Below are 13,463 nucleotides of genomic sequence, written 5' to 3'. Positions count from 1 at the left end.
CCCATGAGAGGCCATTTGCAAGGCCAACCCATCCAAGCTCCGCCACATCCGAGACAAGACAAGAAGCAATGGCTGCCTCCCCCAAAGCGATCTACTGGTTCAGTGCCCTTCTTTTGCTGGCCATATTGGGCGTTTACCTGCCCAGCCTGAACAACGGGCTGTTGTTCGACGATATGCGCCTGACGGATGGAACGATCTTCGGCAACTATGGCAGCCTGCTGGATTTCAAGCAGCGCACGCTGTCGTATGGCAGCTTCGTCTGGATCGAGCAGATTTTTGGAGCCGGCTGGTGGAAGCAGCGCGTCTTCAATACCGCCTTGCACCTCGCAACCGTGGCGGCTTTATATGCACTGTTCAAGGCCCTGCTGACGCAGACGCGCTTTCCGCATGACATCGAGGAGCAGCCCCATTTCCTCGCATCGCGCGATGCAGCCCTGCAGTTGGGCTTGATCCTTTTTGCACTGAACCCTGTCGCGGTCTACGCCGTTGGATACCTGGTGCAGCGCTCCATCGTCATGGCAACGCTGTTCGCCGTGCTGGCATGCTGGGCCTTTGTGCGTGGGCTTCAGAGCGGGCGCGCCCTCTGGCATGCTGCGGCATTGATCTGCTATGTGCTTGCAGTACTGTCCAAGGAGCATGCTTTTCTGACAGTCGCCATGGTGGTGCCGCTTTACATTTTTGTGAGGCGCCCCGGCCTGAAGGCTGCCATGGTCATTGTGGGAATGGCCTTGCTGCTGCTGGCCGTTGCCTCGGCGGCAGTCTTTCATTTTTTCGGCAGTCTGGTGGGCCAGATTTTCGATGAGCAATCCCAGGGCTATGCAAGGCAATTGGAAGCCCTTCAACCCGGCATCACCTCTCGGATCTATCCCCTGAGCATCCTCAACGAGGCAGCCCTTTTCTTTGCCTATGGCTTTCTGTGGATCGTTCCCTATGCGGGCTGGATGTCCATCGATCTACGACCGGCATTTCCTCTCGGCTTCGGCTCGATCTGGCACCTAGCCGGCGCGCTCGGTTACCTGGCCCTGCTGGCCTGCTCGATCTGGGCCGTGCTCAGGCGTCCCGGTGTCATTGGCCTGGTCGCGCTCTGCCTCCTGTTTCCCCTGCTCTGGTATGCGACCGAATTCGCCACGGTCTGGCTGCAGGACCCCTTCGTTCTGTATCGCAGCTATCTGTGGGCTGTGGCCATCCCGGGATTGGCGGCCATTGCGCTGACGGGGGTCAAACCACGCACCATCTACATCGTCGGCATCGTCATCGGCGTGGTGTTCGGAGCCCTCGCTTTCGAACGCGTGCTCTCTCTTCAGGATGTAGGCACATCCTGGGCCGATGCCGCTGAAAAAATCGACAAAAAAGCCCCCGCCAATGCCGTGGGACGTGGCCGTGCCTTCCTGAACGTAGGAACAGCACACGCAGACAAGGGCATGCTCGACCAGGCGCTGCAAGACTTCGCCACGGCCAACGCACTTGGAGACTTGGGCGGTAATGCGCTGTTCAATATGGGTGCCGTTCTGTCCCAGCAAAAGAAATTCCCCGAAGCCCTCAATGCCTTTGCCGCAGCCCAGGCCAAAGGCTTCAATGGCCAAGCCCTGTACTACCAGAAAGCCGAAGCGTTGATGGCCACAGGCCAGTTGCGCGCAGCATTCGAGGAATACTCACGCGCCCTGGGCGAGCCCACCGAAGACAGTGCCAATGCCAAGCAAATGGAGCAGACCCTGCGCCTGAAACGCGCAGAGGCGGCCATAGGTGTGCAGCAATACAAAGTTGCAGCTGACGACTTCCGAACTCTGCTGCAGACCTCGCCAAACGCCCCTCGCCTGATCGTCGGATTGGGGCTGGCCCTTGTCGGCCAGGGTGATAGCGCGCAAGCCAAAGAGCTGCTGGAACCACTGGTTGCTCGCAGCCCCAGCGCGCCCGCTTTCTACGGGCGTGCAATGGCCTATCACGGCCTGGGCAACCTGCCGGAAGCACTGAAGAGTCTGGATCAGGCAATACGCCTGGAGCCACAGAATCCGCAGTACCGGCAGGTCCGCAATCAGCTGAGCCCGGCTACCGCAAAGCCTCAGACGACGAAGTAGGCGCTGTCCGCCATGGCCCTGCGCATACTTCACGTCGGTAAATTCTTCCCTCCCTACCGGGGCGGCATGGAAGTCTTTCTGGCCGACCTGATACACGAGCAACGACGCCAGGGTGTCGATGCCCATGCCCTGGTCCATGGTGATCCGGAGCCAGATGATCCTGCCTGGCTGGAACGCGTGCCCGTTCAATTCAATCTGGTCTATGCCCCCATGGCCATGGGATTCCGGCGCGCACTGGGCCGCGCCATCGAACGCATTCAGCCCGACGTACTGCACCTGCATCTGCCCAACAACTCGGCGCTTTGGGCGCTTACCCTGCCCATCGCGCGGCGCGTGCCCTGGGTCATCCACTGGCACTCCGATGTGGTGGTGTCCAACATCAAGTGGTCCGTGGCATTGGCCTACATGCTGTACCGGCCGTTCGAGCAGGCCTTGCTGGAACGCGCCCAACAGGTATTCGCAACGTCGCCGCCCTATCTTGAGGCCAGCAATGCCCTTCGTACCTGGCGCAGCAAATGCGAGATCGTTCCGCTGGGCCTGAACCTCGAAACCATTCCTGCACCAGCACCGCTGCAGCACGGCCAAGGCTGGCGCCCCGACACCCGGCTGCGCCTGTTGTCCATCGGCCGATTGACCTACTACAAAGGCTTCGAAACCTTGATCCGAGCCGCCTCGGCCATGCCTGGCGTGGAGTTGCTGATTGCGGGAGAAGGCGAGCTGCGAGCCTCCCTGGAAGAGCTGATACGCCAATGCACTCCTGAGGGCAGACAGGCCAGTGTGCGACTGGTGGGCTCGGTGTCGGACGAGGAAAAACATGCCTTGTTTGCAGAGTGCGACATCTTCTGTCTTGCCTCGCGCGAACGTACGGAAGCTTTCGGCATCGTATTGCTGGAGGCCATGCTGCACGGTAAGCCCTGCCTGGTAACCGACCTTCCCGGTTCGGGCATGCCCTGGGTAGTCGCCCACTCGCACGCCGGCCTGCATGTACCGTTTGAAGACATTGATGCCTGGCGCAGCAGCATTGCTCGCCTGCAGCACGACACGGCCCTCAGGCAGCGGCTGGGCCAATCGGGCTACAAGGCCTTGCATCGGTTTTTCAGCATCGGCCCCTGTGAACGCAGCGTGGCGCGCCACTACCGCAGCCTGGCACCCGACACACGCCCGGCAAGAGCACGCCAGGACTTGCTGGTTGTCATTTCCACGCGCAACAACGAAGCCGAGATTGCGCACCTGATACGTCGCGTGCATGCATTGGTCGAGGCCAGCGTGCTCGTCGTGGACAACAGAAGCACGGATGCTACCTGCCATGAAGCCGAGCAATGCGGCGCCAGGGTGCTGCGCCCCTTGCTGGCAATGACCAATTGGGGCAGCCTGCAGACCGGCCTGCGCTATGCGCAGACTCATGGGTTCCAGACCGTCGTCACCATCGACGCTGAAGGTCGCTATGAGGTGGAGGAGCTGCCCACGCTGCTGGCACAACGCCAGCAGGCGGACATGGTCGTAGCCTACTTCGCCGAGCGCAACAGCCTGGTGCGCCGCATCGCTTGGCAATGGTTTCGCTGGTTGACGGGTTTTGGCCTGCGGGATTTCGTTTCTGGATTCAGGCTGTACAACCGGCAGGCGCTGGAGGTGGCGAGTTCCACCGAAGCGACCATGCTCGACTATCAGGATATCGGGACGTTGCTGCTGATGCGCCGAGAGGAACTCCATATTGCGGAAGTGGAGCTCCCCTTACACACGATCAAGATAGATAACACAAAAATCTTCAAATCTTGGATTAATGCTGTGCGCTATGCTGCAACCTCATCCCTTTTAAGCGTCGCCCACAGTAAATCCAAAAAAAAATCATTCAAAAATATTGTCAAAGCGTGACAAAAATCCGAGATTTATAAATTCTTTGATAAGAATCTCATTAATGGTTTCTCTACCCATTTATAAAAAATAATACTGATAAAAATAGATATTGCTATCGCAATTGCGACCTGTAATATTCCACGATGTTCGGGGAGTACATACCATTCAATTCCCCATATAACAAGCGGATGCACAAGGTAAAGAGAATAACTAGCATCCCCAAAAATTTTAACAAAATTTCTTTTGAATAACTCAGAATTTTCAAAAGAGATAGCACCTAAAATCAGCATGGCACTAGGCACACCCCATGCGAGAAAGCCACTGGAAGCGAACTTATTATGTATAAAAAAAATCACCAATGCTAAGAAAATAAGAAATATTCCTAAATTTTTTTCAACACGGCCGCCAAATTTCAAGAAATAGCCAATTAAAATACCTAAAGAAAATTCAATGAAAATTTGCTTAAAGAAATAATTATAGGAGATTAAATTACCTACAGCAGAAAATGATGCAATCATTGCCACAATACATGCAGCAGCTATTGGGGCATTTTTAAAAATAAAAAGCGACAGAAATAAAATCAAATAAAAGAACATCTCATAGTTTAGTGACCATCCAGTGTATAGGATTGGCATATCCACCCCAGGCTGCTGTGGAAGAAAAAGAAAAGAACGAATAATCCAGTCCCATGAATGAGACATATGAGGATAGCGCGCATAGATATACGCAACGCTAAGTCCAGTTGCAATCCAATATAAAGGAACTACACGAATAATTCTTTTCTTTATAAAATCCAACTTGGAGGTATCTTCTTCAATAGCTAAGCACATCACAATTCCACTTATTACGAAGAAAATATCAACTCCAGCGGCAGCCGCTCTAAATTCAAAGAACGGGTATAGTGTCAATGAGTGGGAAATAAGCACCGCAAATGACGCCAGTCCCCTCATTGCATGTATGGAGCGAAAGAAATAATTACTCTTCACGATGTTTACTGATTATTTTCTTTATTTTCTCCAAGAAGCTTTCCTCAGAGAATTTCGCCGCTCTCTCGGCGCAAGCCTGCGAAGAGAATGTGTATTCCCCACTCTCGATGCGCCTGACCACATCGACTAACTTCTCAGGTGATAGAGGAGTTTTCAACAAAATTCCGGTTTGCTCTTCCTGGATAGTTTCCAGAAGTCCACCCTCTGCTACGCCAATAACCGGCTTTCCCGCAGCCATCGCTTCTACAGGAGACATACCAAAATCCTCATCCACCGGAATATAAATTACCGCTCGGGATTTACCTATCCATTGCCTTATCTCCTCGTCCGATTGCCAACCAACAAATTTAATATTTTCTGCATTATTCGCGATCTTTTCCAGCATCAATCTTTCGGAGCCATCCGACAATATCACCAACGAGATTTCTGGCATTGCCAAAAAAGCACGAACAATAACATCAACTCTTTTCCCATACGCCAAGCGTGCCGTAGAAAGATAATATCCAGAATCGCCAAGACATTCAAATTTAGAAGTAGCAACTGGAGGATAAACAACTACGGAATCTATTCCTGTATATTTTTTTAGCCTATTTTTTACATTATCCGAGTTCACCAAAACTTGATCCATTTGATGGATTGCCGATTCGTAAAAATTACGAAACCAGATAACAAAAAAATAGAAAAAAGGACGTAAGAAAAATGGGAATCTTTTTTTACTCTCATCATACAGATCATATGCAAATCTTGGTATGGTGTGACAATAATATATTTTCCGGCCTGTTTTCTGATTATTAACTGCTAATGGCGAATAAAAACCACTATATATCGCAATTTCAGCATTTCTTAGAAAATGGGAGCGAAAACGAAAGCACCATATGCTCTCCAATATTCTAGGTAAGAATACAGACCATCCTCCACTCAATTGAAGGATTTCCACAGAAGACGTCTCCAACAGAGGCTTAGCCTGCTCATAACAGCGGCTCACAACCGTCTCAAAATCAGAAAGCGACTCCGCTAAGGTCAGCGTCACTCTTTCAGCCCCCCCGGCTACCTGCATAAAATCGTAAAGCAAATAATTCATAGGGCGAGCCTTCCTACGTCCAGCAACTATTTATTTACCAGCCACTTTCTGCAAAGAAAGGAGGCATAACTCTGCACGACTTTTCCACGAATGCTTTTTAATTATTTCTTCATTACGGATTATAAAAGAATCAAGAGAATTATCTTTCCATTTCTGATACAGATCCCGGATAGCTTGCTCAATCAAATCAACATCGTTGTTAATAGAAAATCCAGCACATGACTCTTCAATAATATCAGCACCTATGTCCTGATTGTCACTCATCCTGATATGCAATATTGGTCTTTCTGCTCCAAGATATTCAAAAACTTTCCCCGGAACCTGAAAAGATTGCACATTCCCTATATTAATAAGAATGTCAGCTTCTCTTTGCATATTCAGGCAGAAAAAATGATCCTTCTTACCAAGAATTCTTACATTATCCATACCTTGAAACAACGGAGCGAAGCTGTAATTATCGCCTACGATAGTAAATAGAAAATCAACATCGACAATCCTCTTCAACGCCGATGCTAGTTTTTCAGGATTTCTGAAATCCTTGTAAAAATTTCCTGTAAAAACCATGTGAAATTTAGAGCTTTTCTTTTTCACACACCTTTTAAGTTCATATTCTGGAAAGCCTTGTGGAATTATTGAAATTTTCTCCCCAACATCATTCCCGTGCCTTAATCTTAGTAGATCAAGGACGCTTGTAGCGGTAACCCAAATATGGTCAGCTTCGCGAATTACTTTCTGCTCTACTCGGAGATCTAAACCTCGACGCCATCGTGGAGAGTAGGGAGTCAGCAATGGATCTCCCATATCTATAATCCACGGTATACCGAGTTGCTTTGCGTATTTTCCTATAAATATGTCAACAGCAGGTTCATGAGAGCTTATTACCACATCAAAGTGATTATCTTTTATAAGACTCCTTACCTTGCTCAAAGCAAACGGATACCATTCAGATCTTGTATCTGGATACACAAGTGTATCTAAAACACTTCTGATCCACCTATAGCAACGAATCGCCGCTGACGGTCCATGTCTGAGAGCAGGATCTGTAAAAACCTCAGTTCCATCATCTATTTTTTTTGCAACGACCTGACTCAGGCCTATAAACGGTCCTGGCCAAGCACGATGGAGCCGAATTCGATCATCAACCTCCATCGGAAATGTATTTACGGGTGAAATGTCTGGACAAACAACTTCAACCTCCACCCCCAATTTAGACAGCTCATGAGAAAGATAAAACCATCGCAATGCCTGTGCAGCCAAAATTGGAGGGAACTCATATGCTATGAGCAATATTTTCACAAAAGCTGCTCTTTCAATACTGCAACTATTTTCAAGGCAGCATTTCCATCTCCATATGGAGATATTCCTCTTGCCATTTCCTTATAGGCACCGTCGTTTTGTAGTAGGCGCTGTGTCTGCTCCACGATATAATCGCAATTAGCTCCAACCAGCTTGACCACACCTTCGGAAACTGCCTCAGGACGTTCCGTCTCTTCACGCAAGACAAGAACAGGTTTACCAAGTGCAGGCGCTTCTTCCTGTACGCCCCCAGAATCAGTTAGTATAAGAACTGAGCGTTTCATCGCTGCAACAAAAGGAGCATAGTCCAGCGGCTCACATAAAATAAAATTTTCTTCCTCCTGCAAGAATTCATAAGCCACATCCTTCACGTTCGGATTGGGGTGCACAGGATAAAGGAACTGAATATCAGGGTTTTGACGCGCCAACACCTTCAATGCCAGGCAAATTTGTCTAAATGGCTCTCCGAAATTTTCGCGGCGATGGGAGGTAACAAGTACGAGGCGTTTATTCGGATCAATGGTTATTCCGATTTCCAAGTCTTTCTTCGCGGCCATTAGCAGTGCATCGATCACTGTATTGCCAGTCACAACTATATCTTTATCAGCAATTCCATCCTTAAGGAGATTCTGACGTGATCCCTCGGTTGGAGCAAAATGCCAACGCGCGAGCTTACCTGCAATTACGCGATTTGCCTCTTCCGGAAATGGATTCTGTATATCCCAAGTACGCAAACCTGCTTCAACGTGTCCAATGGGAATTCGATGATAGAAACAAGCCAATGCAACAGTCATTACCGTGGTGGTGTCACCTTGGACTAGTACAACATCCGGCTTTTCAGCCTTGAAGACTTCATCGAGTTGAAGAAGCAGGCGCCCCGTCAACTCCGTTAATGACTGATTTGGCCGCATGATATTCAAATCAATATCCGGCTCTATTCTAAAAAAATTCAAAACTTGATCTAACATCTCTCGATGTTGTGCTGTGGCTAACACACGTACATCAGCCCATGGCTCCTTTTTTAGCGCGAGTATCACAGGAGCCATCTTTATAGCTTCCGGACGGGTACCCACAACACATATAATTTTTTTCATAGCTTTTATTCCTTCTTTTCAGATTTTATTGCCAATAACAATGCCGACGCCCGTTTGCTCCAATTATTATCATCAGCCAATAGCGACAATCTGGATTTATAGGATTTATCGTCTTTTGTGAGCAAAGCATCGTCAATCGCTTTTGACAAAGACTCTACGGAATCACCTCGAAACACTTCAGGATAGCGCACGCATTCAAGCATTTCAGAAGTAACAACAACTGGCTTCTCAAGAGCAAAATACTCGAATAATTTAAGAGGCGATGTTGTTCTGGCTATCTCCCCTGGCTTAAATGGAATAAAGCAAACATCAAACATTCTTGCATAGGCCGGGAGCACTTTGTAGTCAATTGACCCCATATAGAGAACATTCTCTAACTCAGGCAAGCAATCAGCGCCACCATAGTAATCAGGGCCAATAAAAACAAACCCAACATCAGTGCGCTGAGAGATCAGTTCCTTAATTACGTCATACCATAACCAAGGAGCTAGAGCACCAAAGTATCCAACAATCTTTTTGTATTTCCCTCGAAATTTCAAAAGCGTATCTGGCAGAACAAAACTCCTATGCGATTCACTTCTGTAGTGAATGGTATCCACCCCATTCGGAACAAAAATAACCTTTTCCTCGCCTACTGCTTGGACGGCCTCCTCATATAATTTCTGAGCTGATGCAACCACATAGTCAGCCCCACCAGTAAAAGCAAAATTCTTTAGCGAGAGAAGACGCTTAATATTTTCATCGTCACCCGATATTTCTGGATCAATATGATCTATGTATTCATAAATAAGCGTGCCACGTGCACCTTTTCTCAAAAGGCGTTCGGCAGAATTTGAATATGCTGTGGAATATACAGACCTGATAACACCATCTATCAGATCGACTTCATCTCTATTTGAGATCCAGACATTATTCTCAACCTCCCTAAAACCATTAACATCGTCTGCTGTCCAATTATCTGTACGATAGATAACCAGATAACCCAGCCGAGCCAATGCAACGGCCATATGTTGAGGTCTTTGATAAAGAGGAACATTCCAATCAATAACAACCTCTTGGATGAATATTCCTTTATATTTTTTTCTTTTGGAAAGCACTTCTTCAGAGAATCTATCCCAACTTAAATCACAATCCTTCTCAACCTTATTTTCTAAAAGAATTTTGTTCCTGGAATATTTAGAGATTTCGTACGCTGGACGCTCTATCATCTTCCTAACAAATTCAGGTAATGCAAAGAAAGTAGCTCTAGCGATTTGATAAATATATTTATTCTTATTTCCATAAACATCAGCGCACAGTCTCAGCGGCCGGGTTAGCCTCCAGGACTTAGAGTTAAGCATCGCATGAACTCGTCCCGATTCGATTGAAATATCACGAGCTAAGCTTGCCTGAGAATCACGGAGAGTCGCTATCTCCTTATCCAACAACGCAATCTTCTCCTCGAATTCAGAATTCTCCTCTTCTCTCGATGAGACTTTCAACTCCAACTCTTCTAGCTTTTTTTCTTTTTCTTGAAGAATCTCATGCAATCTATGCGCCTCAATTTTCAAATCCGAGATAACCGCCTCTAAATCCCATGTATTCTGATTTAACCCCTTTGATAAAGCACACAAAGCATCATCACTCCCACTTTCTAATTCAGTGTCCTGTTTATTTACATCAGCTATTCCGCTCTCCATCATTTCCTCTCTCCTCTTTTTTATCTCTTCAACACCAACCTTGCATCGGCCAAAGCTAGCAATTATAGATGGTGAAAAATATCCAGGACTGCACGACAAATCATCTATAGCGCTTATTAGCGCCTGGGATTCAAATACGGAAACATCCTCTCGTACTCCTGTGATTCTGAGCACACGAACAGCCTCGCTCAGGATATTTTTCCTTATCGGACTCAATCCCCTAGATACAGCTATGAATCGCTCCCACACCACATCTTGATCAAAATTTATACGTGCAATATCTCTAAGAGAATCAATGGAATCTTCCGAAATTTCCTGTAGTTGCTGGTGAAAAGTATCGGCATCGATATTTTTTAAATTTCTCCCAGAAAAATTAGACGCCCTTGCTTTCTCAAGAAGATGAGGAGTAATTATGCCTTTAAGACCATCGTATCCCACCAATGCGACGGTCTTTTGAGCAGCAATACCCTCAAGTGCAACTCGCCCCATACCGGCAACACCAGCATACTGGCGCATGAGTGCCTGTACCCTTACACTGGAACCATAAAAATCCACAAACGCCTGGAGACCTGCATTATTCAATCGATTTTGCAGATCGTCCTTCGCAGGCCCATCTCCAACGATCAACAAACCAGGAATCCCTGCAGAGGAGGCTTTCACAGCAAAATCAAAAATTCCATTAATTTTCTGAGAATCCAATCGACTAACAAGGCACCATCTGAGATCCTGTGTGCTGCAGTCGCTTTCCAATCTCTTCCTCTTGGAGAATCCAACTCCATTGGGCACGACACTCAATCGTTCAGCATTCACATACGGAGCAGCCATTGACTGCACCTCATCTGAAACACATACGACAGAAGAAGCATTTGGAAGGATAATCGATTTCAAGAGAAAATCATAAAATGGCCCACTATATCCAGACAATGATGCTGGGCCATGGAGGGTGATAATTAGTGATATCCCCTCTTCTTCCGCCGCCAAAAAACTTGGTATTAAGGAATTAAACGGATGAGCATGGATCAAATCAATTGATTTCTCTTGAATAATTTTTCTGATGTCATCTACCAGTTCAATCAGCTGATTAGAGTTGACGGCAGCACTAATATTCAAATCTCTGCAGACTGACGCAACTCCCTGAGGCAAAAGCACATCACTAAATTGCGTGCCCACTGCAAGATGGACTTTATACCCATTCTTCACAAAATATAATATTTCGCTCTGAATATGGGTTTCCAATCCGCCAATTGTAAACTGCTCCGTTATTATAAGAACGGACTTCATGCCTCAATCCCCACAACTTTAGCGCTTGATTTCAGCATGGCTATACCGCTCCCCATCAAGCGTATTTGATCAACCTTAATAATTATTGCATCAGTTTTTCTATCCAGATACGCCATATCTCCATGAGAGATAGCCTCAGCTATTGCTAATGTAATGAAATATGACCCAGGACAAAGGCTCAATTCAATATCAAAGCTAAAAACCAGCTTAGTCCCCTTACGTGCGTTCACCTGATTACAATCATGGTAAAGCGTACTGGTTCCAAAGGCCGAAACACCTTCAACTGTGCGAATCAGAATTCCCGCCTGAATTTCCTCGACAGATTTTAGAACATCTACCTCGAATTGGACGATTGCTTTATCACCTGTATAAAAAACCTCAGAAACTTCACCGACAGAGTTATACATCCCCCAGTTACTTATAACAGCTCTAAGTCCGTCTTTTTCTTGGAAAGAACTGTCATCATCTTGTGACTTCTCTATATGATTGTCATCCGCAAGAATAATAGAGGAAGCTTTATCCACGGCTTGGCGGGAACTCTGATTCACATAGCGAAGATAAGAACGCTCGTCAGAATAAAGCAGGGCGTGATATTGATCAACGATCTCTTTTGCAGGTCCCACCCCATGTACTTCTCCTTTATGCAGAAGCACTCCTCGCTGACAAAACTTCTCAACTGTCGCAGTTGAGTGTGTTACCAAGAGAATGGAGCAGCCGTTGCCCCGAAGCCTCTCAATATAATCAAAGCATTTCCGCTGAAATTTCTCATCGCCAACTGAAAGTGCCTCGTCGACAATTAATATTTGCGGAGATATGCAAGCCTGAACAGCAAATGCCAATCTGACAACCATACCGCTGGAGTATGTTTTGACAGGTTGATCAAGATGCAGCCCAATATCTGCAAAAGACGCTATGTTATCAAAATGACTATCCATCTGCTCTCGGCTCAAACCTAGTATTGTGCCGTTCAGATAAACATTATCTCTTCCTGTGAATTCCGGGTTGAATCCAGAGCCAAGCTCTAAAAGAGCCGTTAATATTCCATTAGTTTTTATTTCACCTGACGTGGGAGCCAGGGTACCTGCAATAATTTGCAGCAAAGTACTTTTACCGCTACCATTACGGCCCAATATACCAATTGTCTCCCCCTTACCCACAGAGAAAGACACATTACGTAGTGCCCAGAATTCCTCAAAATATTGCTTGGATCTTAAGGAAAAAAATTGCAGTAACCTATCTTTAGGATCTGCATACATTTCATATCGTTTCGATATATTAGATACAGAGATCGCTATATCAGAGGACATCTGCAAATCCTTTTCGTGTCTTCTGGAACCAGAAATATCCTAGAAGAAAGATAATAAACGAGTAAAGCATCTGCATAGCCCATTCAACCCACGCAACTGTTTTATTCCAGAGGAGCACCCCACGCGCTTCTTCAATCAACCAAGAAAGTGGATTCATTTGCATCAACGATTGATATTTCACTGGCAACGACTCCGTCGCGTAAAACAATGGAGTCATAAACATCAAAATTGTGACTAGTATTACAACAATTTGCGAAACATCTCTTAAATAGACGCCCAAAGAAGATAAGAACCAAGATAATCCGATGACCAAAAGAATCAAAGGCATTATTATTACCAGCAAATATAGAGATTCAATACTTGGCAGTCCAAACAAATATATATAAAAGAACAACCAGACCAACAGACTAACAAGAAAATGAAAAAAAGCGGCCCCTACTGTCACTAACGGGAGAATCTCTAAGGGAAAAATTAATTTCTTCACGTAATTAATATTACCAACTATTAATAGCGGGGCACGCGTCACACATTCTGAGAAAAGATTAAATATTATCAACCCCGAAAACAGCGTCAATGCAAATTCTGCTTGAGAGCCAGTACCGCCCGGCCATTTCGATTTAAAAACGACACCAAACACAAATGTGTATACTGCCAGCATAAGCACAGGATTGAAAAATGACCATAGCAATCCCATCACAGACCCCTTATAGCGTCCGACGATCTCTCTTTTCGTCAGAGCAATAATTAGATCCTTGTTTCTAGTAACAACCCTAATTAACTCAACCACAGACAAAGAATTGCCACTCATTT

Annotated in this window: 9 protein-coding genes; 2 read left to right on the top strand and 7 right to left on the bottom strand. The window is 46.5% G+C overall.

The genetic code is table 11. The features are described from left to right. The first annotated feature begins 68 nt into the window (after nt 1–68). Together ACM14_RS05115 and ACM14_RS05110 are read left to right on the top strand one after the other, a co-directional pair. On the top strand, nt 69–2,075 hold the full coding sequence (locus tag ACM14_RS05115; RefSeq protein ID WP_065345534.1) for a lipopolysaccharide assembly protein LapB: 2,007 nt from the start codon (nt 69–71) through the stop codon (nt 2,073–2,075). Between the two features lie 12 nt (nt 2,076–2,087). Continuing rightward, nucleotides 2,088–3,947, top strand: coding sequence for a glycosyltransferase (locus ACM14_RS05110; RefSeq protein WP_065345533.1), 1,860 nt, complete (start codon nt 2,088–2,090; stop codon nt 3,945–3,947). Between the two features lie 14 nt (nt 3,948–3,961). On the opposite strand, the gene ACM14_RS30490 is transcribed toward ACM14_RS05110, so the two are convergent. From ACM14_RS30490 to ACM14_RS30465, 7 genes are read right to left on the bottom strand one after another with little or no spacing between them, the layout of a single operon-like run. Then, nucleotides 3,962–4,915 (bottom strand): acyltransferase, encoded by a 954-nt coding sequence (locus ACM14_RS30490; RefSeq protein ID WP_139093380.1) that lies wholly within the window; start codon nt 4,913–4,915, stop codon nt 3,962–3,964. Then, nucleotides 4,905–5,996 carry a glycosyltransferase gene (locus tag ACM14_RS05105; RefSeq protein WP_065345532.1) on the bottom strand — a complete coding sequence of 364 codons (1,092 nt, stop codon included), beginning with the start codon at nt 5,994–5,996 and terminating at the stop codon, nt 4,905–4,907. The genes ACM14_RS30490 and ACM14_RS05105 overlap by 11 nt, the downstream gene beginning before the upstream one ends. Before the next feature lie 30 nt (nt 5,997–6,026). Further along, complete coding sequence (locus tag ACM14_RS30485; RefSeq protein WP_175403241.1) at nt 6,027–7,292, bottom strand: glycosyltransferase; 1,266 nt, start codon at nt 7,290–7,292, stop codon at nt 6,027–6,029. Next, a complete protein-coding gene (gene wecB / locus ACM14_RS30480; RefSeq protein ID WP_084027315.1) occupies nt 7,289–8,386 on the bottom strand; it encodes a non-hydrolyzing UDP-N-acetylglucosamine 2-epimerase in 1,098 nt (365 codons plus the stop codon). Before wecB ends, ACM14_RS30485 begins: the two co-directional genes overlap by 4 nt. Before the next feature lie 5 nt (nt 8,387–8,391). Next, nucleotides 8,392–11,346, bottom strand: a complete 2,955-nt coding sequence (locus ACM14_RS30475) for a glycosyltransferase (protein ID WP_084027314.1) — start codon at nt 11,344–11,346, stop codon at nt 8,392–8,394. Beyond that, nucleotides 11,343–12,653, bottom strand: a complete 1,311-nt coding sequence (locus ACM14_RS30470) for an ABC transporter ATP-binding protein (RefSeq protein WP_084027313.1) — start codon at nt 12,651–12,653, stop codon at nt 11,343–11,345. Before ACM14_RS30470 ends, ACM14_RS30475 begins: the two co-directional genes overlap by 4 nt. Beyond that, nucleotides 12,643–13,461, bottom strand: coding sequence for an ABC transporter permease (locus ACM14_RS30465; RefSeq protein ID WP_084027312.1), 819 nt, complete (start codon nt 13,459–13,461; stop codon nt 12,643–12,645). Before ACM14_RS30465 ends, ACM14_RS30470 begins: the two co-directional genes overlap by 11 nt. Nucleotides 13,462–13,463: the final 2 nt, after the last annotated feature.

The organism is Delftia sp. JD2 (genome assembly GCF_001682645.1).
Lineage (GTDB): Bacteria > Pseudomonadota > Gammaproteobacteria > Burkholderiales > Burkholderiaceae_C > Comamonas > Comamonas acidovorans.
Note: the sequence above shows the minus strand (reverse complement) of the source record. Positions and strands in the feature narration are given on the sequence as shown.

Bases quoted from the DNA above. Each gene is read 5' to 3' on its own strand.
- ACM14_RS05115 (WP_065345534.1), top strand. From the start codon at position 69: ATGGCTGCCTCCCCCAAAGCGATCTACTGGTTCAGTGCCCTTCTTTTG.
- ACM14_RS05110 (WP_065345533.1), top strand. From the start codon at position 2,088: ATGGCCCTGCGCATACTTCACGTCGGTAAATTCTTCCCTCCCTACCGG.
- ACM14_RS05105 (WP_065345532.1), bottom strand. From the start codon at position 5,996: ATGAATTATTTGCTTTACGATTTTATGCAGGTAGCCGGGGGGGCTGAA.
- wecB (WP_084027315.1), bottom strand. From the start codon at position 8,386: ATGAAAAAAATTATATGTGTTGTGGGTACCCGTCCGGAAGCTATAAAG.
- ACM14_RS30475 (WP_084027314.1), bottom strand. From the start codon at position 11,346: ATGAAGTCCGTTCTTATAATAACGGAGCAGTTTACAATTGGCGGATTG.
- ACM14_RS30470 (WP_084027313.1), bottom strand. From the start codon at position 12,653: ATGTCCTCTGATATAGCGATCTCTGTATCTAATATATCGAAACGATAT.
- ACM14_RS30465 (WP_084027312.1), bottom strand. From the start codon at position 13,461: ATGAGTGGCAATTCTTTGTCTGTGGTTGAGTTAATTAGGGTTGTTACT.